The sequence below is a fragment of the Porcincola sp. LCP21S3_C12 genome (assembly GCF_052118625.1).
Lineage (GTDB): Bacteria > Bacillota > Clostridia > Lachnospirales > Lachnospiraceae > Porcincola.
The window spans coordinates 67,156-92,818 of sequence record NZ_JBQKGW010000010.1; the positions used below are offsets into that span (position 1 = coordinate 67,156).

The following is a 25,663-nucleotide window of genomic DNA, read 5'->3' on the forward strand; positions in this document are numbered from 1 at the left end:
ATTTTGCTCTCCCTCTTGAAATATGGCTGCTCACTCGATTGTCGCGCCCATCAGACTCTCTGTCTCCGTCCCGATTAAATCTTTCTGCCAGTCTGCATAGCTTCCGATCTCTGCGACGCCGCTGTATCCCATGTCAGAAAGCTTCTGTGCGGCTGCACAGCTCTCCTCAAGCGTACTTCCATAGACATAGACGGACTGACTGCTATCGCGCAGGATCGCCGGTGCCTTCTTCACAAGCTCTGAATACGGGATATTCACAGCCCTCTGAAGATGTCCGGCTGAATACAGTTCCGGTTCTCTGACGTCAATCACCATGTAATTTTTCTCATAGCTCATGTACTTTCTTGCATCCGTCACTTCCAGCATCTCGTAGGGTTTCCCGGCACTCGGACGGACAGATCGGGTCAGCAGAAAAACGGCGCACAGGCCGGTCACAAGGCTTGTCAGAAAAGTAATCAGCGCAATTTTCTCACGCGATGTCATCTTTCTTTTTCTGTATGATCTCAATCCATGGTCCTCCTGTCAGGGTTTTTCTCACCGAAAAGGAGAAGTTTCAACACCGGAACCCTCCGCACAATCCCCTTTGAAATCGGATAGGGCAGAAGCATTGCAAACAGAAAGATGAACAAGGTCGCAGCCGGATAAGGCAGAACAAGTTTATTCCAGAACAGAATCTTTGCAGCTGTCATGATCGGTTCGTGCAGAATATAGATGTCCATGCTCATCAGCCCGGTCATTTCAAGGATGTGCACAAGTCTGCTGCCATCCACCCGCTTCAGCATAGCCTCACAAAGCCACAGCGTCACATAGATTCCGCATACGCTGCTGCCAAGTCTGAAGATGTTGACGCCGTTATGAAAGTAGATTCTATTGAATATAAGAAACAGGATCAGTGCAAAAAAGACCGGAAGACCCTGCCCTTCAAAGAGATACCGGCTCCCTTCCTTCTGAAGATCCTCATATTTCAGCCTGAGCCAGATCCCTATGAGGAAAAAGAACAGGTATTTAGGTGTGTTGATCGGGATATTCACCCACCAGGACGCGGCACAGAGGGCCGCCGATCCATAGAGAATGTCACGGAAGCTGCACTCATTCACACACAGCGCGCAGATGGCGGAGATGACAAACAGAACATATAAAAACCAGAGCGATACATCCGGGTTCTGTCCGATGAGAAGCTTCAGGCTGTCTCTCAGCGTGAACGGTTTGACCGCATAGGCACTCAGCTTCAGCTTGACCGGGATATAGCAACCCCCGATCACAAAATACGGAACAAGCAGGCGCACAGCTCTGTCCTTGATGTAGAGAAACCTCTCTTTGTAGGTTTCCATGCGCAGAATTTTCCGGGCAAGAAATCCGGACAGCATAAAGAAGAGAGGCATGTGAAAGCTGTAGATCAGGCACACCAGCACCCTGATCCACTTTGCATCGACTTCTGTCTGCTTGAGGGAATGGCCAAGCACGACAAGAATGATGCCGATTCCCTTTGCAAGGTCAACCGCCCTGAAACGCTCCTTCGCCATGCAATCAGTACCCTTTCATGTTCAAGATTTTCGCTGAAATCATTCGCATTTCGGCAGCTTCGCGTGGCTCAGCTGCCTTTCATGCTCATGATTTTGACGTCGCCAGAAAAAAGCCAGTCCGGCGTGCAGAGCACGCCGCCTGGCTTTTATTCTGCGACTGGGTCCTTATATCATACCGGGTATGCTTTGTCTTTCTTGTCGCCGGCTGCCGGATCGACACCGGTCTGCTGCGCCTGGCGATACTTGAAGAAGTCAACTGCAACCTGCGGGAACAGTGCATAGGTGAGGACATCCTCATCCTGCTGCTTCCACTGTGCGACTTCCTTCTCGTACTTCGGAAGGGACGGCTCAAGATCGTCCGCCGGGCGATAGTCGATTACCTTCGCGTCGCCGATGCACTTTTTCTGGACTTCCTTGTTGAACGGCTTGACGGTCTTGCCGTACTTGCCGCACAGAAGATCCTTGGACTGCTGCGGAACCATGTCGTAGCGCTGTCCGCCGTTGGAGACGGAGATGACGTTCATGACAGCCTGGGTTCCCACAATCTGAGAGGACGGGGTAACCAGCGGCGGCTCACCGAAGTCTTTTCTGACGCGCGGCACTTCCTCGAGCACCTGGTAGAACTTGTCCTCCTGTCCCATCTTTGCGAGCTGAGAGGTCAGGTTGGAAAGCATGCCTCCCGGTACCTGGTACTGCAGCGTCTTGATGTTGACACCCAGATTCTTCGGGTTCATCAGGCCATCCTTCAGGCACTTCTCACGATACGGACGGAAGTAATCTGCGATCTCGCACAGAAGCTTCAGATCCAGTCCGGAATCGTACGGCGTTCCTCTGAAGGCCTCAACCATAACCTCGGTTGCCGGCTGGGAGGTTCCGAGTGCGAACGGCGACATAGCGGTATCGATGACATCGACGCCTGCCTCAACTGCCTTCATGTAGGTCATGGAAGCCTCGCCGGAGGTATAGTGGCTGTGCAGCTGAATCGGGATATCGACCGCTTCCTTCAGGGCGCCGACAAGCTCGACTGCCTTGTATGGAAGAAGAAGGCCTGCCATATCCTTGATGCAGATGGAATCTGCGCCAAGATCCTCGATTCTCTTTGCAAGGTCAACCCAGTAGTCGATCGTGTAGGAATCACCAAGCGTGTAGGACAGAGCGATCTGTGCATGTCCCTTCTCTTTATTTGCCGCCTTGACTGCCGTCTTCAGGTTGCGAAGGTCATTCAGGCAGTCGAAGATACGGATGATATCAATACCGTTTGCGATGGACTTCTGAACAAAGTATTCAACAACATCATCCGAATACGGGCTGTAGCCCAGGATGTTCTGTCCACGGAACAGCATCTGCAGCTTCGTATTCTTGAAGCCTGCGCGAAGCTTTCTCAGTCTGTCCCACGGATCCTCGTGAAGGAAACGAAGGGAGGCGTCAAATGTCGCACCGCCCCAGCACTCCACGGAGTGGTATCCGACCTTGTCCATCTTATCGATGATCGGGAGCATCTCCTCGGTCGGCATACGGGTTGCAATCAGAGACTGATGCGCGTCACGCAGGACAGTCTCAGTAATCTTGATTGGCTTCTTTACTGTTTTATCTGCCATTGTTTTATCCTTTCAAAGAATATTTCGATTGCTGAATGGCGAATATCAGACGCCGTAGATCGCCATGAAGGTACCGGCCGCGACAGCGGTGCCGATGACACCTGCCACATTCGGTCCCATCGCGTGCATCAGAAGGAAGTTCGTCGGATCAGCCTGCGCGCCGACCTTCTGGGATACACGGGCAGCCATCGGAACAGCGGAGACACCGGCTGATCCGATCAGCGGATTGATCTTCCCATGCGTCACAACCTTCAGAAGCTGGCCGAGCCAGACACCGCCGGCTGTACCGAAGATGAATGCGATCAGACCAAGTACAACAATCTTCAGCGTGTTGGCATTCAGGAATGCCTCAGCGGAGGTGGATGCGCCGACAGACGTTCCAAGAAGGATGACGACGATATACATCATTGCATTGGAAGCGGTCTCCGTCAGCTGCTTGACAACGCCGCACTCACGGAAAAGGTTTCCGAGCATCAGCATACCGACCAGCGGAGCCGTTGTCGGAAGGAGCAGGCAGACAACAATCGTGATGACGATCGGGAACAGGATCTTCTCCAGCTTACTGACAGGGCGAAGCTGCTCCATCTTGATCTTGCGATCCCTCTCCGTTGTGAACAGCTTCATGACTGGCGGCTGGATGATCGGGACAAGCGACATATAGGAATATGCCGCAACCGCGATCGGTCCCATCAGTGTTGTCTGTCCGAGTTTTCCTGCAAGGAAGATGGAAGTCGGGCCGTCAGCGCCGCCGATGATGGAGATCGCCGCTGCCGCCTTTCCGTTGAATCCCATCGCGATTGCGAGGAAGTACGCAACATAGATACCAAGCTGTGCTGCCGCACCCATCAGGAAGGAAATCGGGTTTGCGATCAGCGGACCGAAATCGGTCATTGCTCCGACACCCATGAAGATCAGGGACGGAAGGATGGACCATTCGTCGAGCTGGTAGAAATAGTAGAACAGCCCTCCTGCGTGTTCAATCCCAAGAGAATCGACACTTGGTGCTGCAATGACATCCGGGTAGATGTTGACAAGCAGCATACCGAAGGCGATCGGGATCAGCAGGAGCGGTTCAAAATCATGCTTGATTGCGAGGTACAGAAAAACCAGTGCCACGCCAATCATCACATAGTTTCCCCACGTCAGATTGAAGAACGCAGTCTGATGCAGAAGATTTGAAATAATTGAACCCATCAGGTAAACCTCCTAACGTTCAGGACACAGGTAGCGGAAAACTCAGTTCATGGTCGCAAGGAGCTGGCCATTCTCAACTGCGTCTCCGACACCCACTTCGATGGAAGCGACTGTGCCTGCCTGCGGAGCGACAACCGGGATCTCCATCTTCATAGCCTCAAGCGTGACAATTGCGTCACCCGGCTTGACAGACTGTCCGACAGAAGCGTTGACCTTCGTCACCTTGCCCGGAACGGAAGCGTTGACCTTCACGGAACCTGCGCCTGCAGAAGCAGCCTTCGGTGCTGCAGCCTTCGGAGCTGCCTTCGGAGCCGCTGCCGGTGCTGCCTTCGGAGCCGCTGCCGGTGCCGCTGCAGAAGCGCCGTTCTCCTCAACAGTGACATCATATACATTGCCATTAACGGTGATGGTATAGTTCTTCATCTCAATTTCTCCTATTGAATGATTGTAGATTGTGTTTGATACTGCATCTCAGGCATTCTGCCAGCCGCTTTTTCTGCTCCTTCTTCTGATGGAACGAACAACAAATCCATCTGCAGGTGCCTTTCCATTCTCGCTCTCATACGCTGCAACCGCTGCTGCAATGACAGCTGCGATCTCACCATCGTCTGTGCCTTCTTCCTCAGACTCCTGTGCAGTCTCCGGCACTACCGGTGCAGCTGCCTCGGCAGCCTCCAGTTCCTTCTTCTTCCTGCTTCCGTTCGGAATGAAGCGGAACAGTCCGATGACGAGTGTCAGAAGAACAAGGATGAGCATAACGTTCACGATTCCGACAGCTGTATTCTCTCCGGCCTTCTCAATGGCCTTCCCGATTGTCTCCTGGACATTCCAGTTGTAGGTCGTTGTCTGCGATTTCATGTCGACGGTAACTGTGACTGTCACCTTCGACTTATCGGCAGCTGCTTTCTCGTAGTTCACAAGATCCGTGAACGTGACATTCGTTCCATCCTCTGCGACAGTGTAGGAATCAACACCCTGATACGCGCCGCACTGTTCTCTTACCTGATCCCAGGAAGCGATCAGGCGAGTGGTTGACTCATCGCCTGAATCCTTGAGCTGAGCGATCTGGTCATCAGAAAGTGACGAAACCTGTGCCAGCGTCTGCTCGATGGATTGTTCAATGGCTGTGTAAAGCTGTTCATACTTGCGGTCCCCGGTTACCTCGGAAGGCTGAGCAACCGCTGTTGTCTCCTGCTGGGTTTCCCCGGTATCTTTGGCAAGCTCGCTCTCCACTGCCTCGGCTTCCGTCGCCGCCTGCTCAAGCGCCGTCTCGGTGCTCGCTGTGGCTGACGCTGCAAAAGCGGTTCCGCCAAGCATGGAGACGGAAAGTCCGCATGCAAGCAGAATCGCGCTTAATCTTTTCTTCATCTGCATGCCCCTTCCTTATACAGTTGCGTGTTTTCTTGCCGGAAGATCTTCTCTCTTTGTGTAGAGCATCTCGAACGCACCGATTGCCATCTTTCTGGTATCTTCCGGTCTGATGATGGTATCGATGTATCCGCGCGAAGCCGCTGCATCCACGCTGTTCTGCTTCTTCTCGTACTCTGCCGCCTTCTCATTGATGGTTGCCGCATCGCTGCCATCATACATGATACCAGCTGCAAGCTTAGCATCCATGGTGCCGACCTTCGCGCTGTCCCATGCATAGGTGACATCCGCGCCAAGCGCCTGGCTGTTCATGATCGTGAAGCCGGAGCCATAGGCATTGCCCACAATCACGTTGACCTTCGGGGTGGTAGCGGAAGCAAATGCTGTTACGAGCGCTGCCGCTGCCTTGCCGATTCTGTACTCGTTATGCTTGTCTGCAAGGAAGCCCTCTGCATTCGTCAACGTCAGGACCGGGATGTCGTATGCATCGCAGAAGTTCACAAAGGAAGCTGCCTTCTCGCAGCCCTTCGCGGTCAGAACCGGCTTGAACTCAGCCGTCTGCTTTCCATCCGCATCGTATGCTGCCGTACGGTTTGCAACCGCACCGACGGTCGTTCCGTTCAGCTTGATGAAGCCGGTGACCATCTCCTTCGCCTCAGCAGCCTTGACCTCGCAGAAGACGCCGCCGTCAGAAATCTGGGAAAGTGCGACTGCAGGATCCGCTGCAGCACCCGCGATATCGGTGCACTCCCTGTTCAGGTCATCCGCAACATCGGAAAGCGGTGCTTCGTCGGAGTTGTTCGCCGGAAGCATCGGAACCAGCGCACGAATCTGCGCAAAGATCTCGTCCGGTGTGCCGACAAAATCAACCAGACCGGTATGCTCGCTCTGGAACGCAGCGCTTGCGGTGTCCTCTGTCTTGTTACCTGCCAGAGCATTCGGTGCGTTCACAAAAAGCTTTCCATCCTTGCCATCCATGAACACGAAGTCGCTCAGGCCTGCTGCCACAGCCAGTCCGCCTCCGCACTGTCCGAGAACTGCGGAAATCTGCGGGATCACGCCGCTCGCCAGAGACATCTTCCGGTACAGCTCGCCGAATGCATTCAGCGCATCCGTGGACTCCTGAAGCCGGACACCGGCGCAGTCGATCAGACCGATCACCGGCGCACCCATCTTCATGGCAAGATCATAGAGGCGGCAGATCTTCTTCGCATGCATCTCACCGATTGTTCCGCCGAGGACAGAAGCATCCTGGCTGTAGACATAGACCAGGTTATCGTCAATCAGGCCATAACCGGTGATGACACCATCCGAAGGAGTCTTGTCTTCCGTCAGGTTGAAATCAGTGCTGCGGGCAGTCACACTCTTTCCGATTTCAACGAAACTGTTTTCGTCAAGCAGGGCTTCGATTCTTTTCGCCGCACTGCTCTGTGCTGTATTGCTCATGCTAAGACCTCCATCTAAATACAACTGGTTACAAAACGTTTTATTCATCAATTCCTGTGACGCGGAAGGCGCAGTTTTGCCCCTTTATCACAAAAATCTGCCGAATCTCATATTACTTGATTAAGCTCTGAAAATCAAGGTCTTTCCTGCCCTCTGTCCCGGTCAGAATCCGCCCCCACGCTGTCCCTGGATGCGTGAAAATGTCTCCCGTTCTGCCCGTCTCCTGGACCACTCCATCGTGAAGAATCGCGATATCTGTACAGGCAGCTCTCGCCTCATGTCTGCTGTGCGTGACAAAGAACACCGGAATATGACGCTCCGACAGCACCGACATCGTCTCCTCCAGAAGTTCGTCCCGAAGGTATTCGTCGAGCGCTGAAAACGGCTCATCCAGCAGGACAATCTGCGGATTCCCCACCAGGATTCTCGCCAGCGCGCATCGCTGCTGCTGCCCGCCTGACAGCTCGGAAGGTCTCCGGTCTTCCAGCCCCTCCAGGTGCATGCGCGCAATCATCTCGGAAACCCCTCTCTCCTTCTGCCGTCTGGATGTGTAGAGTGTGTATTCCTCACAGCCGCTGGATTGTGCATGATGTCTGCTGTCCGGATACAGCTGTTTCCTCCACCATCCTGCTTCAATCCGGCGCTCCTGCTGAGCCGCTCCAAGAATCCCGCACCGGATGTTCTGGCGAACCGTCATGTTCGGGAACAGGGCGTAATTCTGGAACAGATAGCCAACCCTCCGAAGCTGCGGCCTGAGATTGATCTTGCGGCTGCTGTCAAAGAAGGTCGTCCCGTTTATGGCAATTCTTCCCCTGTCCGGCACAGCCGTCCCTGCAATGCACCGCAGGGTCATCGTCTTTCCGCTGCCCGAAGCCCCCAGAAGACCGATCACGCCGCCCGGGTTCATTTCCGCCGAGTCCAGCTTCACACGAAGTGGAAATGTATTCAGCTTCATCTCAATATCAACCAGAAAATCCACGCCAGCCCTCCTTACAGGCATCCTCTCCGGACTGTATGTCCGCCGCTCAGTGCTTTTTCCTGCCTTCCGTCAGGTTCAACACAACCAGCACGCAGGCGGACAGAACAAGATTGATTGCCACCCAGGCTGCCGCTCCTTCATTGTCGCCCGTCCGCCACAGCTGGTAGACCGTTGTCGCAATGGTAGCCGTCCTTCCGGGTGTGTAGCCGATCACCATGGAGGTTGCCCCGTACTCGCCGAGCGCTCTCGCAAATGAGAGGACGGCCCCTGCGATGATTCCCTGCCTGCAGACCGGCATCCGGATATGCCAGAATATGTACATGTCAGACAGACCGAGCGTCTGGGCGCTCCACTGGCAGGTTTGGTCGAAGCTCTGGAAGGCGCCGCGCGCCGTCCGGTACATCAGCGGAAATGAAACCACGAAAGCCGCCAGGACGCCCCCCGGCCAGCTCATGACAAGGCGGATGCCCATATCATCCAGGAAATGGCCCAGTGGATGCCGGATGCCGAATACCTGGAGGATGAAGAAGCCGCAGACGGTCGGCGGGAGGACAAGCGGCAGCGTGAGCAGCGTGTCCAGCAGTCCGCGCAGCGCGGATGGCAGGCGGGAAATCTCATAGGCTGCCCAGATCCCTGCGAAGAAAACCAGCACACTTGTGCAGGCTGCGATCCTCAGACTGTTCCAGAGTGGAAAAAGATCCATGATGCCTCCGTTCTATTTTTGGGAGAATAACGCTTTTCAAGAATAAGCAGCGTCCGGGCCGGCATCCATATCCCCGCCAGCCGCCGCTGCATGGTACCCGGCTGTGACCGCCCCTGCCCGCCTGCCGGTTTTTGGGTTTTCGGGTTTTCAGGTTTTCGGGTTTTCAGGTTAGAGGGTCAGAGGGTCTCGAGCAGAACATCCATCGCGCCGCCGCAGAGCATGTCCGCCTGCGTGCCTGTCCGCCCGGTCAGATCGACCTGGAAGATCTCTGCCTTGTAAGGGCATCTGTCCGCCGTGCTGCGCTCAAGCCTTGATTCCGCCATCAGCTGCAGAGACTCCCGGATCACCTCCGCCTCCATGCAGCCGCCTCCGATGGTGCCGGTGGTCACCCTGTCCCGTCTGACAAGCATACGCGCCCCGGCCTGTCTGGGGGTAGAACCGCGCCTGCCGACGATGGTTGCCAGCACAGCAGAACCCTGCCCGGCTGTCCCGGCCGCCTCCAGAAGGTCCTTTGGTATCTGATTCTTTGCCGTGTCCGGCCTGACTGCCAGAATCTCGGAAACGATCGAGACGGCAATCTCCTCCGGTGTCTGGGCACCGATCTTCAGGCCGATCGGCGCGTGAAGCCGCTGCTGCATTTTCTCTGGAATCCCTTCTTCCAGGAGCGTCTGCTTCATCCGGGCGGACCTGGCGCGGGAGCCCATCATGCCCACATATCCGGTCTCATGCTTCATGATTTCCAGAAGACATTCCCTGTCAAACCGGTGGCCGCGTGTCACGACCACGAAGTAGGTATCCGGATCATATGAAATGGACGCAGACCCCAAAGCGTCTGTAAAGTCGTCCGCGATCGTCTCATCCGCACCGGCCTGCTCCGCCAGACGGCAGAAATCAATCCGGTCATCAATGGCCGTCACCCTCCATCCGAGAAACCGCCCGAGCCGGATGACACCCTGTCCGACATAGCCGGCCCCGCAGACCACAAGATGCTTCGGATGCCCGAGCTTTTCCCGGAAAAGCATCTGCTGCGGCAGTGCAAGAATGTCCGCGGCTGCCTCGTCTTCCGCACCGCTTCCGTCCGCAGCGAATACAGCTGCGGGCTTTCCGTCTGTCAGAAGCAGCTTCCAGCCGGTCTTCTCACCGCTGATGACCGTCACCAGCTCCTGATCCCGGTCAGTGTGCAGCTCTGAAAGGATGTCGTAGAATTCTCTCGCCGTCATGTTTCCGCTCTTTCCCCCATATCATTGACTGGCCATCGGCCGTAATCCTGTTTCAGGACAGTCTGCTAGATCCCCAGCCTTACGTTGGCCTCTTCCTCGGCTTCCGCCTTGAAATCCTCCACCTTCACAGGGTTCATGGCAGGAAGATCTTCAACCGAATCGGTCCCGAAGTGCCGCAGAAACTCTTCCGTCGTTCCGAACAGAATCGGCCTGCCGGGCGCATCCAGCCGTCCGACCTCCTGAATCAGATTATACTCGACGAGTTTGTTGATGGCATGGTCGCATTTGACGCCCCTGATCTTCTCAATCTCCGTTCTTGTCACCGGCTGCCTGTACGCAACGATGGACAGCGTCTCCATCAGGACATCGGTCAGCGTCGTCTTCTGAGGCTGCCGGACAACCTTGATCAGCGTCGGATACAACTCCTTCTTCGTGCTGAGCTGATAGCGGTCCTCGAGCCGGATGAGACGGATGCCCCTGTCAGCAGCCTCATAGCGCTGCTGCATATCTTTCAGAACCTTCTCCGCCGCCGGCCGGCTCAGCCCTACCGCATCCGCGATCACAGCGATGTCCACACTCTCTCCCAGAGAGAAGAGAATCGCCTCAATCTCCGCCCGAAGCATTTCTGCGGAGGACTCAGCCTTCCCGTTTTCCGGATCCGCACTTGTCGCCACCGCTTCATCCTTCCTGTCTTCCGGAGCTGTGCTGCCCTCATCGGGTCTGACCTCCCCGGCTTCCGACGGCATACTGATCTCCTCCGGTCCAGCCTTCTCCCCCTCCGGAGCTGCAGTCATGCTCCCCCTTGCCTGTGCATCGTCCACCTTGCCCGGTTTCTCAAGCTCCTTCATCTGCAGGTTTCTCCTCCATCCAGTCGTCGTCTTCCCCGTCAGCGTCCAGATCCGTCCACTGAGAACGGTCATTTGCCTCGATGTAAATCTCACCGAAATTCTCATCCTGCCGGACATAGATGTGCCCGCGCTTCATCAGCTCCAGGATCGTCAGAAAAGAGACAACCACATATGTCTTTCCGGGTCTGAGCATCAGGAGATTTCTGAACGTGCAGTGCCGGCGGTTTTCAATAAAATGCTCGACATACTGCATCGTCTCTTTTGTATTGAATTCCTCTTTTTCGATCCGTCCGAACCCTGCACGGATCGGATCGCGCAGGTCCTCGCGCCGCTTCATGACCTCCTGAAAGACCTTGTAGAGGGCCGGAAGCGTCACCTTCGCATCATCCAGAATCTTGTCCGCACTGACAGGCGGACGGTAAGCCGCGACTTCCCTCGGAATCTGCTTTTTCCGATAGTAAGTGCCCTCCGCTTCCTTCTCCCGCTCGCGCAGCTCCTGCGACATGTATTTGCAGGTCTTGTAGGCGATCAGCTGGCTGACCAGCTCGTCTCTCGGGTCGATCTCCTCACCTTCCTCATTCTTCTCCGCCGGCAGCAGCATCCGTGATTTGATGTCGAGAAGCTCCGCCGCCATCACGAGGAATTCGCTCATCCGGTCCAGTTCCGGCTCCAGCGCCTGCATCGTCGACAGGTATGCCATATACTGCTCCGTGATCAGCGCGATCGGGATGTCGTAGATATTGACTTTATTCTTATCAATCAGGTGGAGCAGAAGGTCCATCGGTCCCTCATACGCCTGAAGTTTGATCTCAATCGCCATTTCACGCTCCCACAAAGTCAAGGATCACCAGCTCCGCCGGGTTGTTGATCCTCAGGTCGATCGTGTGCGTGCCGAGGCCTGCACTGACGATCATCTTCCGGCCACCAATGGCAAACTCCCCGTGGTCATATTTCGGCAGCAGGCCGGGGTCCGGCCCGATCAGCCCGCCGATGCCCGGCAGCCGGATGATTCCGCCATGGTTATGCCCGGAGAGCGTCAGATCCGCGCCCCAGGCTGCATAAGTTGGAAAATATCTCGGAAAATGCGCGAGCAGAATGTGATACTCCCCTGCCTGCGGCTTTCCGACCAGCTTTTCCATATCCTGCACCGTCAGGAAATGCTTCCGCGCAGGTTTTCTTCCCTTCGAAGGCTGCTCCTGCTCCCCCTCCCGGAGGTTCCTGCGGTAATAGCCGTTGTCAATCTCCAGTCCGTAAAGTCCGATCCGGCTGTCTTCTATCCGTAGGGGAACGCGGAGGTTGTCGACCATCGTGACGCCGAGCGCCCGGACCCTGCGGTCATATTCCAGAAACTGCTCCCGGAACTGCGGCATGTTCCGCATCCGGACCTCATGATTGCCATTAACCGCATATACCGGATACAGCTCCGTCAGCCGGCCAAGCGCGTCAAGAGCGACATCACAGGCGCACCGCTCCCCCTTCGCGACAAGCAGATCGCCGACCGAGAAGACGGCTGAAACCCGCTCATTTCTGATCGTCTCCACCAGTTGCGTGACGCCGGAGCGATAGACCTCGTTGTGCATATCCGACAGAACAGCCACCGAGAATGGCTTTTTCGGGGCGTTCTCTGGATCGTTGATCCGCACCTTGTAGTGTGTTACCAGAATCTTTCCCATATTCCATCACCCCGTCTTATCTGTATCCTGCCGAGTCTTGCCGCCTGCAAAGCCCCGGCTGCATTCCGTCTCCAGGCTTACAACAGCGGCGCCAGCGGCTTGATGACCGCCGCCATCATCCTCACAAGGATATTCTGATGCTTCAGCCAGTCATCGGTGATCTTCCGGCACTTGCTGAAGGTCTCCTCGCAGTCCTTCTTGATCTGCATGACAGCTGACGTCCCGTACATCCAGACACCGCACTCAAAGTGCAGATACAGCGACCTGTAGTCGAAGTTGACGCTGCCGACCGTCGCGATCTTGTCATCCGATATGACGGTCTTGGCATGGATAAAGCCCGGTGTATATTCGTAAATCCGGACTCCGGACTCAATCAGCTGCTTGTAGCAGGAACGCGTCAGGAGATAGGCAATCCGCTTGTCCGGAATCCCGGGCGTCACGATCCGCACATCGACACCCGACTTCGCCGCAAGCGTCAGCGCCGTCATCATTTCATTGTCAATAATCAGATACGGCGTGTAGATCCAGACATAGTCGTGTGCCTGCGAGACAATGTTCAGGTAAACATTCTCACCGACCGTCTCATTGTCCAGCGGCGTATCACAGTACGGCTGCACGTAGCCATCATCCTCAAACTGCTCCTTGTGGTACAGCCTGGAGCTGAACGGCGCCCGCCTCTCCATCAGACTGTCCCGGCCGCCGGCAAACCGTGCCAGATCCTTCAGCTCCCGGTCTGACTTTGTGATGACACTCCACATCTGAAGGAACATCACGGTGAATGAAAATGCTCCTTCGCCGTGCAGCATGATGCCGTTGTCTTTCCAGTACCCGAACCGGACAATCCGGTTGATATACTCGTCCGCAAAATTGATTCCGCCCGTGAAGGCCGTATGCCCGTCGATCACAAGAATCTTCCGGTGGTCGCGGTTATTCAGGAAGATTGACGCCGCCGGCACAAACCGGTTAAACACAACACACTTGATTCCAAGGGCGCGCATTTTTTTGAAGTAGCCCATCGGGAGGGTGCCGATCGAACCGATGTCATCGTAAATCAGGCGGACATCCACGCCCTCCTGTACCTTCTTCCTCAGAATCTCCAGAATGCCGTCCCACATCTCGCCTTCTGCGATGATGAAGTACTCGATGAAAATAAAGTGCTTTGCCTTCTGCAGCTCCTCCTTCATCCGCGCGTACATCTCCTCGCCCGTCGGGAAGAAGACCGTCTCCGTGTTATGGTAAGCCGGAAAACCGCTGTCTCCGCTGAGATAGCTGCTCTGCCGGTACGCGTCTTCATCCGCCTGCCTGAGACTCAGCGACACCGCTTCCTTCTGCTGCATCAGCGGCCTGCAGAGCATGGCCGCGCTTTCATAACGCTTTCGGACCTGCCTGGTCACACGGGACTGTCCCATGATGTAGTACAGAACCACGCCGAACACTGGCATGGCAAGGATCAGGATGGACCACAGAAGTTTGTAGGAAGGGTTCATCCAGTTGTTCAGGATCCAGAAAACGAAAATCACAGCCAGCAGCTTGATTCCCAGATCGACATATTTGTATTCGACGCCGAGCTGGAAGACAATGTAGACGAACAGCCAGATTTGAAGGACAATCGCTGCCAATACAACCGTCAGCCTGCCAAAGATCGTTTTCAGAAGCCTTTTCACCGTCGTATCCCCCTTCTGTCCTCAGGCACCTGCAAGAATGCCTTTAGTATAGGGCAGAAACCCGGAACAGGCAACTTCATACCCCCGCGCGGCCCTTCCGCGCTGCGCGGATACGACAAAACCCCCGGCTGCATAAGCCGGGGGCCTGACTGTTTACCGAATTAGTTGTACTTGCGCTTGCGTGCTGCCTCAGACTTCTTCTTGCGTCTGACGGACGGCTTCTCATAATGCTCTCTCTTGCGAATCTCCTGCTGAATACCCGCCTTTGCACAGCTTCTCTTGAAACGGCGAAGCGCGCTGTCCAGAGACTCATTCTCGCGAACGATTATGTTAGACATTCCTCAACCCTACCTCCCTCCAGTTGTAAATTGTGCATTCCAACTGTAGGTGAAATTCTGCACTTCATGCATTATAACACCCCAGTTTCGAAGACGTCAATCCCTTTTTCGCGGCGCCTGACTTGCCTGGCGCCTGGCTGGGACACCTGGCTGAGATCGTCAGCCGCCGCACGCCGGAGCGGACTTCTCTGGCTTCAGGCCGGCGGCACGTCCCGCTGTTCCCCGGTGTCCCTGGCCGCTCGCCCAAAGCGGACTTTTCAGGCTCCAAGCTGGCCCTTCAGGGTCTCCGCTGCCAGCTTCAGTGCCTCGTCCACGCCGGCCGGATTCTTGCCGCCGGCCATGGCCATGGACGGTCTTCCGCCACCGCCGCCTCCGACCGTCTTCGCGATCGCGCGGATCAGGTTCCCCGCATGGGCGCCCTTCTTCACCGCTCCGTCGGTCGCGGTCGCCATCAGCTGCACCTTGCCGTCCGTCACAGAAGCCAGGACAACGACGCCCTCGCCGATCTTTGCCTTCAGCGAATCGCCCAGCTCTCTCAGGCCGTCCGCATCCACATTCTCAACGCGGGTCGCGACAAACTTCACGCCGCTGATCTCCTGCACCTGGTCGGACACATCGCCCAGCGCGTTCTTTGCCGCCTCGCTCTTCAGCGATTCGATCTCGGAATGTGCTTCCTTCAGCTCCTTCTGGAGCGCTGCAATCTTGTCCAGAACATCCGCCGGGGTTGTCTTCAGAAGCTCCGCCGCCTCAGCGACCTCCCCCTCTTTCTCTCTGTAATAGGAGATGACGTTATCACCGGTCAGCGCCTCGATTCTGCGGACGCCGGCCGCAACGCCGGACTCCGAAAGGATCTTGAACAGCCGGATGTCCGCTGTGTTCTTCACATGCGTACCGCCGCACAGCTCCTTCGAGAAGTCGCCCATCGAGACGACGCGGACCTTCTCTCCGTACTTTTCACCGAACAGCGCCATCGCGCCGGTCTTCTTGGCTTCGCTCAGGGACATGACATCCGTGCGGACCGGGAGGGCCGCCTCAATCTCCTGATTGACGAGATCCTCAACCCGCTGCAGCTGTTCCTTCGTCATCGGCTGGAAATGAGAGAAGTCAAATCTCAGCCTGTGCGGATCGACATACGATCCCTTCTGCTCAATGTGCGCGCCAAGCTCCAGCTTCAGCGCCTTCTGGAGCAGATGCGTCGCCGAATGGCTCCGCGCCGTCGCCTTTCTGGCCGCCTCATCCACCTTCAGCGTGACCTCGTCTCCGGTTTTCAGCATGCCGCGCGTCACATGGCCGACATGGCCGATCCTGCCGCCGCGCAGGTGAATGGTATCTTCAACCTTGAATTCGCCGTCCGGTCCCGTGATTGTTCCGACATCGCCGCACTGGCCGCCCATCGTCCCGTAGAACGGCGTCCGGTCGACAACGATCGTCCCCTTGTCGCCGTCTGTCAGCGCCTCCGTCAGCTCGCTCTCGCCCGCAATGACAGAGATCTTCGAAGTATCCTCCAGATGGTCATAGCCGTCAAAGACAGACGTGATCTCGACCGGAATCTGGTCATAGACGGTTGCATCCTCGCCCATGTAGTTCGTCTTGGCACGTGCATTTCTCGCACGCTCCCTCTGCTCCTGCATGCAGGCATCGAACGCCTTCTGGTCAACGGTGCAGCCCTTCTCCTCCAGGATCTCCTTCGTCAGGTCAAGCGGGAAGCCGTAGGTGTCGTACAGCGTGAACGCTTCCTTGCCGTCCAGCTCCTTCTTTCCTTCCTTCTGGAGATCCTCCTGCAGGCCGTTCAGAATGGACAGTCCCTGATCGATGGTACGGTCAAAGTTATCCTCCTCCTGCTGCAGCACGTTGAAGATGAATTCCTTCTTCTCCTCCAGCTCCGGATAGCCGCTCTTCGACGTCTCGATGACGGTACCGGACAGGTCTGCAAGAAATGCATGATCGATGCCGAGCAGTCTGCCGTGGCGCGCTGCCCCTCTCGTCAGTCTGCGCAGCACATAGCCGCGTCCCTCATTGGACGGCATGATCCCATCCGAAATCATGAACGTCGCCGAGCGGATGTGGTCGACAATACGGCGGATGGAGACATCCTGCTTCTCCACCTCGTGGTACTTCACGCCTGCCATCGAGCAGACATGATCGCGCAGCGCGACAAGCGTATCGACATCAAACATCGAATCCACTTCCTGGCAGACAACCGCCAGACGCTCCAGCCCCATGCCGGTATCGATGTTCTTCTGCTTCAGCGTCGTGTAATGCCCCTCACCGTCATTCTCGAACTGGGTGAAGACATCGTTCCAGATCTCCATGAAGCGGTCGCAGTCGCAGCCCGGCTTGCAGGTGTCCTTCGTCCCGCAGCCCTCGAAGCCGTACTTCGGCCCGCGGTCATAGTAGATCTCAGAGCACGGACCGCACGGTCCTGCTCCATGCTCCCAGAAGTTATCCTCCTTGCCGAACTTGGAGATGCGGCTCTCCGGGATTCCGATCTCGTCATGCCAGATCTGGAAGGCCTCGTCATCATCGAGGTAGACAGACGGATAAAGCCTGTCCGGATCGAGGCCGACCACCTCTGTCAGGAACTCCCATGACCAGTGGAGCGCCTCCCGCTTGAAGTAGTCGCCAAATGAGAAGTTCCCGAGCATCTCAAAGAAGGTGCCGTGTCTGGCCGTCTTGCCGACGTTCTCGATATCACCGGTCCGAATGCACTTCTGGCAGGTTGTCACCCTGCGTCTTGGCGGAATCTCCGCGCCGGTGAAATACGGCTTCAGCGGCGCCATCCCTGCATTGATCAGCAGAAGGCTGTTGTCATTGTGCGGCACAAGCGAAAAACTCGGCAGGATCAGGTGTCCCTTGCTTTCAAAGAACTTCAGGTACATCCTGCGCAAATCATTCACGCCATACTTTTCCATAATCTGTTACGACCTTTCCATATCTGTCATCTCTCATGCAGCCTGCTCAAAGGCCCCTGCCCTGTCAGGCTGCCGGCAGGGGCGCCTGCTTCAAAGCCCCGCCCGTCATGCCGGCCCGTTCAACAGCCACGCCTGTCAGGCGCCTGTCCTCTCCTTACAGGGCGACCTTCGCGAACTTCTTCTTGCCGCGCCTGAGCACAATGCCGTCCTTCTTCAGCTTCTCGTCATCCAGCACGGCATGGACATCGGTGATCTTCTCCTCATCCACCGTCACGCCGCCCTGCTCGATGGCTCTTCTGCCCTCCGAGCGGTTCGTGACAAGCTTCGCCGCCACCAGCGCGCCGATCAGGTCAATCTTCCCGTCCCGGAAAGAGGACGCATCCAGCTTCACAGCCTCCAGATGCTCTGTGTCTGCGCCGCCTGCGGCGAACAGCTTCCGCGCGCCCTCCTGGGCGTGCTTTGCCTCCTCCTCGCCGTGAACCATCTTCGTCAGCTCATACGCAAGGACTTCCTTGACCGCGTTCAGCTCCTGTCCTTCCTTCTTCGCATACTCATCGATCTGCTCAAGCGGAATGAACGTCAGGAGCTTCATGCACTTGATGACATCAGCGTCCCCGACATTCCTCCAGTACTGATAGAAGTCGTACGGGGAAGTCTTGTCCGGATCGAGCCAGACAGCACCCTTCGCCGTCTTGCCCATCTTCTTGCCTTCCGAGTTCGTCAGAAGCGTGATGGTCATCGCCTCAGAGTCATCCCTTCCCAGCTTGCGGCGGATCAGCTCGCGGCCGGCCAGCATGTTCGACCACTGGTCATCGCCGCCGAATTCCATCTGGCAGCCGAACCGCTGGTACAGCTGGTAGAAGTCATATGCCTGCATGATCATGTAGTTGAACTCAAAGAAGGTCAGCCCCTTCTCCCATCTCTGCTTGTAGCACTCCGCACGCAGCATCTCGTTGACCGAGAAGCAGGTTCCGACCTCCCGCAGCAGGTTCACATAGTTCAGATCCAGCAGCCAGTCGGCGTTGTTGACAATCCTGGCCTTTCCTTCTCCGAACTCGATGAACCGCGACATCTGCTTCTGGAAGCAGTCGCAGTTGTGCTGGATGACCTCCGGCGTCATCATCGGCCTGGAATCGGTCCTTCCGGACGGATCGCCGACCATGCCGGTTCCGCCTCCGAGCAGGGCGATCGGTTTGTTCCCCGCCATCTGCAGTCTCTTCATCAGGCACAGCGCCATAAAATGCCCGACATGCAGGCTGTCCGCGGTCGGGTCGAACCCGATGTAGAACGTCGCCTTGCCGGCATTGATCATGTCTCTGATCCGGTCCGCATCCGTGAGCTGCGCGAGCAGTCCGCGGGCCTGAAGTTCCTCATATACACCCATCAGAATATCCTTTCCCGCCCGTCCCCCTGAAAAGCCGCCCGGGACAGGCCATCTACTGGCTCATTCTCCTCAGGAATCCGCCAGAATTCCCGGGAATTGCATAAGTTTTAGTATACAAATGAACACCTTAAAAATCAAGCCGCAGAAAGGTCTCGCTTTTTTCCCGCTTCCTATGTACAATAGGGGCTAATCGGCTGCTCTGCGGCCGGGCGTGCCCCGGCCGCAGCTTCAGAACGATCTGATAAGGACATTTCTGCAGTGTTTTACAAGACGAAGGGGATAGATCGCCGTATGGATAGGGATAAGAAAAGCGAATCGAAGACTCCCTGGCGCCTGCTTCCGGTTCTGATCAACCTGAGCGAAAAACATGTCTGCGTCATCGGAGACGCACCGGAGTCTGAGCGGTACGCGAGGTTTCTGGCAGGCTGTACGAGCCATCTAAGCGTGCTGTGCGAGGAAGGCTCCGATGAGCTGCAGGCGATGGCGGATGAGGGACGCCTCATTTTACTGATCCAGTCCTACAGCCGCGAAGCGCTCTACGGGATGGATGTCGTCTTCTGCGTATCCGGCTCAGAGCCGCTCATTCGCGACGTCTCCGCCATCTGCCGGACAATGGGGATCATCCTGTATACGGCCGGCAGACCGGACAAATCCGATTTCATGCTGGATGCAGATCATTTCACAGACTGATCGGTCCGGCGGGCGCCAGGCTGGCTGATCATCATCAGGCAGGCCATCGGTCCGCTGGCATCGGTCCGGCGGGCGGCGGGCGCCAGGCTGGCAGAAAGGATACATATGACACATGTAACAATCTACACGGACGGCTCCGCCCGCAAGAACCCGGCCGGACCGGGCGGCTACGGCGCCATCCTGGAGGTAATCGATGCAGCCGGCACGCTCCACACGCGGGAACTGAGCCAGGGCTACGTCAAAACCACCAACAACCGGATGGAGCTGATGGGTGCGATCGCTGCCCTCGAGGCGCTGAAGACGCCCTGTGAGGTGGAGCTCTGGTCCGACTCGCAGTATCTGATCAACGCCTTCACCCAGCACTGGATCGAGGGCTGGATCAAAAAGAACTGGATGCGCACCAAAACAGAGCCCGTCAAGAATGTCGATCTGTGGAAACGGCTTCTTCAGGCTGCCGCCCCTCACCAGATTACCTGGAACTGGGTCCGCGGCCACAACGGCCATCCGCAGAATGAGCGCTGCGACCAGCTCGCGACCAGCGCCGCCGACTCCGGTCACCTGATCGAAGACCCCGGTGTCTGAATCATCCGCCGGCTCTTCATGCTGTACCGCTCCCGGGACAATGCCGGCAGCCACAGCACCTTCCGAGCAGGCATATCCATATTACTGAATGGTCTGTCAAACAGGAACCCGTGTTCCGCCCGGGTTTCCAAGCCAAGTAGGAGGAACCATCATCATGTCCATGCATTTTGAAAAGAAGCTTCCGATCCCATCAGAGATCAAACAGCGCTACCCGCTCTCGGGCAAGGTCCGCGCCGCAAAGGAGCAGCGCGACAAGGAGATCCACGACATCTTCACCGGGAAGGACGACCGTTTCATCCTGATTATCGGCCCCTGCAGCGCAGACAACGAGGACGCCGTCATGGACTATATCCGCCGCCTGAAGAAGGTGCAGGAGCAGGTTTCCGACCGCATCCTGATCATTCCGCGCATCTACACCAACAAGCCGCGCACGACCGGAAAGGGCTACAAGGGACTGCTCCACCAGCCGGATCCGACCAAGAAGCCCGACCTCCTCGCAGGCATCATCGCCATCCGCGAGCTTCACATGCGCTCCATCGAGGAGACCGGCTTCACGGCTGCAGATGAGATGCTCTACCCCGAGAACTTCCGCTACCTCGACGACCTGCTCGGCTATGTCGCGGTCGGGGCGCGATCCGTTGAGGACCAGCAGCACCGGATGACCGTCTCCGGCATGGATGTCCCGGCCGGCATGAAGAACCCGACCTCCGGCGACCTGTCCGTCATGTTCAATTCCATCGTTGCCGCGCAGAGCGGCCACAACTTCATATATAGAGGATGGGATGTCACGACCGACGGCAATGACCTTGCCCATGTGGTTCTCCGCGGTGCCGTGAACCACAACGGTGTCTGCGTTCCGAACTACCACTATGAGGACCTGGTCCGGATCAACGAGCTGTACGGCAAGAAGGATCTGAAGAACCCCGCGGTCATCGTTGACTGCAACCACTCCAACTCGAACAAGCAGTGCTTCGAGCAGATCCGCATCGCGTCCGAAATCATGCACAGCCGTTCCTACAATCCGGAACTGAAGAAGCTGGTGAAGGGACTGATGATCGAGAGCTACCTTGTCTCAGGAAGACAGGACAACCTCGGCGGTCCCGGCCACGTGTACGGCCAGTCCATCACAGACGCCTGCCTGGGGTGGGAAGAATCCGAGAAGCTCATCTATGATATCTACAAAAAACTCGGCTGATGAACCTGTTTCTGATAATCTGACAGACGCCGCGTTTTACCCGTTTATCAAAAGAAGGCTGCAGTCTTTACCGGCTGCAGCCTTCTTTTGTTTGTTCTGTTTGAGTATCTCATCCAAAATACAGAACCGCATCAACAAGCCTGCATCAGGCTTTCTGTCCATAGCTGGTCCGGAAGGATTCGAAGGTTTCCTCCACTTCCGCCTCTGTCAGGACTCTCATCTTCCCGATGCATTCTGCTCTCCACTGCATCTCGGCGGTTGTCTCGACTGCGGATGCCCTGGCATACGCATCCGCAAGCGACGTTCCCGACGCTACCATCCCGTGGTTCTGGAGCAGGCATGCAGGAGAATCCTTCATTGCCTCTCTCACTCGCTCCGCAAGGGCCTGCGTTCCGTAGGTTACATAAGGAACGAGCGGCACAGTGCCCCGCCCCATCAGATCCGGCAGAAGGAAATGAACGGCTTTCACTTCTTCTCCGGCTATGCCGAGCGTTGTCGCAAACATGGAGTGCGTATGGACTACCGCGCGGGCGTGTGGTCTTGCCTTGTACACGGCAGCGTGCAGCCGGTTCTCGCTCGAAGGCTTTCGGCTGCCATCAACAACCTTCCCATCCAGCGTCATGACCACGATGTCCTGCGGGGTTGTCTCATCATACGGAATCCCTGACGGCGTGACCGCCATATATCCGGTCTCCGGGTCATAGATGCTGATGTTTCCACTCGTCAGCGTCACCAGCCTGTCCGCCAGCATTCTCTTTCCATAGACTACTAGTTCTCTGCGCTCTTCTTCCAGAAGCATACCCGATCTCCTCTCCGTAATGAACAAATATTCCTCATGTCTCCGGCAAACAATCCTTCCGCCGTCAGGCCTTCCTTTGTCCTGTCCATGATACCACACCTGCAAAAAAGAAGACCGCCCCTTTTCAGGAGCGGCCTTCTTCGAATACCACTTTGCGGTTTTCAGGAACCTTCTCTTCACGATTGGAAGGAAAGGTTTTTGATCATTATCTTCCGAAGTTCTGAACTGCGAAATAGCTATAACCGTACGCCGTCTTGACTGCGAATACGCTGATGCCGACTGCCTTGAAGGAACCATTCAGCATGTTTGCGTTGTGGCTCGGGCTGTTCATCCATCCATTCATGAAACTCTGTGCATTCGCATATCCGCCCGCGATGTTCTCGCCGGAGACTGCGGAGCTGACGGTGAAGCAGCTGGTCCCGTTCGGTCTTACGTGGTCGAATACAACTGTGATCTCCTTGCTTCTGGTCATCGCTGCCTGTGTCAGTGCAGTGGTTGTTGCCAGGGTTGCAAGCCCGTGGCTTGCGCGATAGCTGTTAAGCATCTGGACGAGCTGCATGCTCATCTGTGCATCATAGTGGCCGGTTACCTGCTGGCCGTTGATGCTGAATGTGATATCCTGCCCGTTTCCATACAGGCCGGCAACATTCTCATTCGCATAGGAGCTTGCCTGTGCAGCCGGGTTCTCCGCGCTCAAGACCTTGACAGTCTGCTTCTTAGCAGAAGTTTTCTTGCTGCCCTTCTTTTTGGACTTTTTGGTTGTCTTTGCCTTTTTCGACTTCTTTGTTTTCTTCGACTTCTTTGTTTTCTTCGTTTTCTTGGTTTTCTTTGCTTTCTTGCCCTTCCTTGCCTTCTTTTTTGACTTCTGAACGGAAGTCACTTTCTTGCTGGCTGCAAGAACCGGTTCACTCATGTTGCTTACTGCAAGAAGTGTTGCAAGTGCAAGAACCATTGCCATCAGGACTCTACGAAATGTGCTCGTCTTCATGATCAATCCCTCCAATCCCTAAGACGAAAACCTCACTTCGTATGGGCTTTTGCTCCCTCAGGAGCAAGAAAAAAAGCGCTGCATCAAAACTGGGCAACGCTTTCCAATTTTCATTCCTGGCTTCCTTCCGCCTTCGTGAATAAAAAAAAGCGCCTCAGAACAAAGTCTGGGCGCACCTTTTCATTCCCTAACGTCTCCGCCTGGAAGAAAAGAACATCGAACCGTCTAAGCCGATATCCAAAAGATCGCAACTGGCTACCACTCTTAAGTAAGACTCTTAAGAAAGGCCCTATAGCTTTGCGTCGCAAGCTTTCACTTGCTTTGCCCATAGTATGAAGTTGTATGAGTTACATCTCTGTAACTCCTCTTTTCTACGTCCCTACTCTAACACCATATCAAGAGAAATGCAATCGTATATACTATACAAAATATACTCTTTGTATTTATGGAATATTATGCACTCTTCGCTCAACAGCTCCAAGCAGGTTCATCTGTTTAGCGCACACGGAGAAACGGCGGGATCGCACGTTTCCATGCCTCCCGCCGCTTCTTTCGCCCGGCTGCCTGAATTACTGTTTTTCTTTCTTCCTCTTGTTGCTCAGGATCAGAAGCACTGCCAGTGCCGAGACAGCCAGCGCCATCGTCATCGGCAGAATTGGTGTATCATCTCCTGTCTTGACGCCCTTTGCCTCCTGCTTCTTCACCTTCTCCGTCTCTGTCTCCGCCGCGATCTTTTTGTCTGTCATCGTGACGACAGCATCGGTCGAGCCGCTGACGCTCTTTCCGTCGATGGAGGTGATGAAGCCCTTCTCATTCACCGTGAAGCGGATCGGATCCGCCACCTGGTACCCTGCAGGTGCCTTCGTCTCGGCCAGGATATAATTTCCACCGATCAGGCGTTCTGTATGCTCCGCTCCGTCCGTCGTCCATACGGCGATGACGTTGCCTTCCTCTGTTGTGATCTGAAGCTCCGCCCCCGGCATGAACCTGCCCTGCTCGTCGACCTTCGCGAATCTCTGGTCGCGGACACCGAGCTGTGTGGCATCGGTCATCACAACAACCTGAACCGCTCCAGCTGTCGACAGACGTCCATTTCCTGCCTGCTTCAGTGCAGCCTTACCATCCCTGACGGTAAATGCCACATCCGGCGCAAGCGTGAATCCATAAGGCGCCGCCAGCTCTCTGAGTACGTAAGAGCCATCACTGATTCCCTCGACCTGGTGCGCTTTTCCATTCGTCGTCCAGGTGTCTTTTACGGTTTCTCCGCCGGCGTCAAGCCTGATCACTGCCATCTTCGCGCCAACCATGCTCATACCGAACATGCTGACCTTGTCAAATGCAAGCACGTTCTTCTTCGCCTGATCCTCGACGAGCAGCACGCCGTTTACACTCTTTGTGGTTCCGGCATTCACCGTACCGTCTTTATTGATGCTGAACGTCGTATCCTGCTCCGCAAGATCATAACCGTCCGGTGCAACCGTCTCATGCAGCGTATACGTCTTCCCAGTCTCAAGACCGACAACCTCATGCGCCTGCGTTGTGGAAACCCACTCTGCAACGACCTTGCCACTCTCATCGAGAATCTGGATCGTCGCACCCGCAAGCTCCTTAGAATTTGTTGCATCTACCTTGGAGACTTTGACAAGGGTTGCGGTGTTGGTGAAGGTCACTCCATCTGGTGCCTTATCACATGTGACTTCGATATTACCTTTTCCGTCATCATGAAGAGTCACTGTTACTTCATACTCACTACTGTCGTAAACGACGGTATTATCAGCTCCTGCCAACTCAGTGATCTTGTACGTCTTTTTCGTGTCTACATACTTGTCATCCTTCTTGTCAAGGTCGGCCAGCGTGTAGTCGATCGTCGGGAACTTGAAGCTTCCGTCTGATTTGTTCGTTACCGTTTCCGTCGTTCCATCCGGCTTCGTCAGCACAAACGTGAACTCGCCTTCCTTCAGTTCCCTGTTCTCCAGCGTCTTCATTCCGCCGAATGTAATCGTGCCCTTCGCCCCGTATGTGTTTGTAAAGCTTGCCCCATCCGGTGCTTTGTCATATTTGACTTCGATGTTACCATTTCCGTCATCATGAAGAGTCACTGTTACATCATACTCATCCTTGTCGTAAGCAACAGTTTTATCATCTCCTGCCTTCTCAGTGATCTTGTATGTCTTTTTCGTGTCTACATACTTGTCATCCTTCTTGTCAAGGTCGGCCAGCGTGTAGTTAATCGTCGGGAACTTGAAGCTTCCGTCTGATTTGTTCGTTACCGTTTCCGTCGTTCCATCCGGCTTCGTCAGCACAAACGTGAACTCGCCTTCCTTCAGTTCCCTGTTCTCCAGCGTCTTCATTCCGCCGAATGTAATCGTGCCCTTCGCCCCGTATGTGTTTGTAAAGCTTGCCCCATCCGGTGCTTTGTCATATTTGACTTCGATGTTACCATTTCCGTCATCATGAAGAGTCACTGTTACATCATACTCATCCTTGTCGTAAGCAACAGTTTTATCATCTCCTGCCTTCTCAGTGATCTTGTATGTCTTTTTCGTGTCTACATACTTG

General features: G+C 55.6%; 23 protein-coding genes and 1 riboswitch. Of the genes, 3 read left to right on the plus strand and 20 right to left on the minus strand.

Features of this window, described 5'->3' with window-relative positions:
- Positions 1 to 30 precede the first annotated feature (30 nt).
- The 17 genes from ACTQ1N_RS07075 to tyrS form a co-directional block, all read right to left on the minus strand.
- On the minus strand, positions 31 to 507 hold the full coding sequence (locus tag ACTQ1N_RS07075) for a rhodanese-like domain-containing protein (protein ID WP_320807773.1): 477 nt from the start codon (positions 505 to 507) through the stop codon (positions 31 to 33).
- Positions 504 to 1,523: an acyltransferase family protein gene (locus ACTQ1N_RS07080; protein ID WP_441955977.1), complete on the minus strand. Its 1,020-nt coding sequence runs from the start codon at positions 1,521 to 1,523 to the stop codon at positions 504 to 506. The genes ACTQ1N_RS07075 and ACTQ1N_RS07080 overlap by 4 nt, the downstream gene beginning before the upstream one ends.
- Positions 1,524 to 1,693: 170 nt before the next feature.
- Positions 1,694 to 3,121: an oxaloacetate decarboxylase subunit alpha gene (locus ACTQ1N_RS07085; protein ID WP_441955979.1), complete on the minus strand. Its 1,428-nt coding sequence runs from the start codon at positions 3,119 to 3,121 to the stop codon at positions 1,694 to 1,696.
- A gap of 45 nt (positions 3,122 to 3,166) precedes the next feature.
- Entirely contained in the window at positions 3,167 to 4,315 is a 1,149-nt protein-coding gene (locus tag ACTQ1N_RS07090; protein WP_441955981.1) for a sodium ion-translocating decarboxylase subunit beta, read from the minus strand.
- 42 nt (positions 4,316 to 4,357) lie between these two features.
- Positions 4,358 to 4,738, minus strand: coding sequence for a biotin/lipoyl-containing protein (locus tag ACTQ1N_RS07095; protein WP_441955983.1), 381 nt, complete (start codon positions 4,736 to 4,738; stop codon positions 4,358 to 4,360).
- A 48-nt stretch (positions 4,739 to 4,786) separates the two neighbouring features.
- Positions 4,787 to 5,683, minus strand: a complete 897-nt coding sequence (locus tag ACTQ1N_RS07100) for an OadG family transporter subunit (protein ID WP_441955985.1) — start codon at positions 5,681 to 5,683, stop codon at positions 4,787 to 4,789.
- 15 nt (positions 5,684 to 5,698) lie between these two features.
- Positions 5,699 to 7,129, minus strand: coding sequence for an acyl-CoA carboxylase subunit beta (locus ACTQ1N_RS07105; RefSeq protein WP_441955987.1), 1,431 nt, complete (start codon positions 7,127 to 7,129; stop codon positions 5,699 to 5,701).
- A gap of 112 nt (positions 7,130 to 7,241) precedes the next feature.
- A complete protein-coding gene (locus ACTQ1N_RS07110) occupies positions 7,242 to 8,108 on the minus strand; it encodes a sulfate/molybdate ABC transporter ATP-binding protein (RefSeq protein ID WP_441955989.1) in 867 nt (288 codons plus the stop codon).
- Positions 8,109 to 8,154: 46 nt separating this feature from the next.
- Positions 8,155 to 8,811, minus strand: a complete 657-nt coding sequence (gene modB / locus ACTQ1N_RS07115) for a molybdate ABC transporter permease subunit (protein WP_441955991.1) — start codon at positions 8,809 to 8,811, stop codon at positions 8,155 to 8,157.
- A 176-nt stretch (positions 8,812 to 8,987) separates the two neighbouring features.
- Positions 8,988 to 10,031 (minus strand): XdhC family protein, encoded by a 1,044-nt coding sequence (locus tag ACTQ1N_RS07120; protein WP_441955993.1) that lies wholly within the window; start codon positions 10,029 to 10,031, stop codon positions 8,988 to 8,990.
- A 65-nt stretch (positions 10,032 to 10,096) separates the two neighbouring features.
- A complete protein-coding gene (gene scpB, locus ACTQ1N_RS07125) occupies positions 10,097 to 10,654 on the minus strand; it encodes an SMC-Scp complex subunit ScpB (RefSeq protein WP_441956023.1) in 558 nt (185 codons plus the stop codon).
- A 211-nt stretch (positions 10,655 to 10,865) separates the two neighbouring features.
- Positions 10,866 to 11,699, minus strand: a complete 834-nt coding sequence (locus ACTQ1N_RS07130; RefSeq protein WP_441955995.1) for a segregation and condensation protein A — start codon at positions 11,697 to 11,699, stop codon at positions 10,866 to 10,868.
- 1 nt (position 11,700) lies between these two features.
- On the minus strand, positions 11,701 to 12,552 hold the full coding sequence (locus ACTQ1N_RS07135; protein ID WP_441955997.1) for a metallophosphoesterase: 852 nt from the start codon (positions 12,550 to 12,552) through the stop codon (positions 11,701 to 11,703).
- A 77-nt stretch (positions 12,553 to 12,629) separates the two neighbouring features.
- Positions 12,630 to 14,216, minus strand: coding sequence for a cardiolipin synthase (gene cls / locus ACTQ1N_RS07140; RefSeq protein WP_441955999.1), 1,587 nt, complete (start codon positions 14,214 to 14,216; stop codon positions 12,630 to 12,632).
- 161 nt (positions 14,217 to 14,377) lie between these two features.
- Entirely contained in the window at positions 14,378 to 14,554 is a 177-nt protein-coding gene (gene rpsU / locus ACTQ1N_RS07145) for a 30S ribosomal protein S21 (protein WP_154526399.1), read from the minus strand.
- A gap of 257 nt (positions 14,555 to 14,811) precedes the next feature.
- Positions 14,812 to 17,466: an alanine--tRNA ligase gene (alaS, locus tag ACTQ1N_RS07150; protein WP_441956002.1), complete on the minus strand. Its 2,655-nt coding sequence runs from the start codon at positions 17,464 to 17,466 to the stop codon at positions 14,812 to 14,814.
- A 154-nt stretch (positions 17,467 to 17,620) separates the two neighbouring features.
- Positions 17,621 to 18,850: a tyrosine--tRNA ligase gene (gene tyrS, locus ACTQ1N_RS07155; protein WP_441956004.1), complete on the minus strand. Its 1,230-nt coding sequence runs from the start codon at positions 18,848 to 18,850 to the stop codon at positions 17,621 to 17,623.
- Positions 18,851 to 19,141: 291 nt separating this feature from the next.
- On the opposite strand from tyrS, the gene ACTQ1N_RS07160 reads away from it, so the two are divergent.
- From ACTQ1N_RS07160 to ACTQ1N_RS07170, 3 genes are all read left to right on the plus strand, one after another.
- Complete coding sequence (locus ACTQ1N_RS07160; RefSeq protein WP_441956006.1) at positions 19,142 to 19,540, plus strand: precorrin-2 dehydrogenase/sirohydrochlorin ferrochelatase family protein; 399 nt, start codon at positions 19,142 to 19,144, stop codon at positions 19,538 to 19,540.
- A 105-nt stretch (positions 19,541 to 19,645) separates the two neighbouring features.
- Positions 19,646 to 20,122 carry a ribonuclease HI gene (rnhA, locus tag ACTQ1N_RS07165; RefSeq protein WP_441956008.1) on the plus strand — a complete coding sequence of 159 codons (477 nt, stop codon included), beginning with the start codon at positions 19,646 to 19,648 and terminating at the stop codon, positions 20,120 to 20,122.
- A gap of 154 nt (positions 20,123 to 20,276) precedes the next feature.
- Positions 20,277 to 21,317 (plus strand): 3-deoxy-7-phosphoheptulonate synthase, encoded by a 1,041-nt coding sequence (locus tag ACTQ1N_RS07170; RefSeq protein WP_441956009.1) that lies wholly within the window; start codon positions 20,277 to 20,279, stop codon positions 21,315 to 21,317.
- 145 nt (positions 21,318 to 21,462) lie between these two features.
- On the opposite strand, the gene ACTQ1N_RS07175 is transcribed toward ACTQ1N_RS07170, so the two are convergent.
- The 3 genes from ACTQ1N_RS07175 to ACTQ1N_RS07185 all read right to left on the minus strand — a co-directional run.
- Entirely contained in the window at positions 21,463 to 22,116 is a 654-nt protein-coding gene (locus ACTQ1N_RS07175; RefSeq protein WP_441956011.1) for a class II aldolase/adducin family protein, read from the minus strand.
- 205 nt (positions 22,117 to 22,321) lie between these two features.
- On the minus strand, positions 22,322 to 23,104 hold the full coding sequence (locus ACTQ1N_RS07180; RefSeq protein WP_441956013.1) for a CAP domain-containing protein: 783 nt from the start codon (positions 23,102 to 23,104) through the stop codon (positions 22,322 to 22,324).
- Between the two features lie 243 nt (positions 23,105 to 23,347).
- Positions 23,348 to 23,440: riboswitch (cyclic di-GMP riboswitch) on the minus strand.
- Between the two features lie 233 nt (positions 23,441 to 23,673).
- Positions 23,674 to 25,663, minus strand: a 1,990-nt coding sequence (locus ACTQ1N_RS07185; RefSeq protein WP_441956015.1) for a SpaA isopeptide-forming pilin-related protein, incomplete at its 5' end; no start/stop codon positions are given.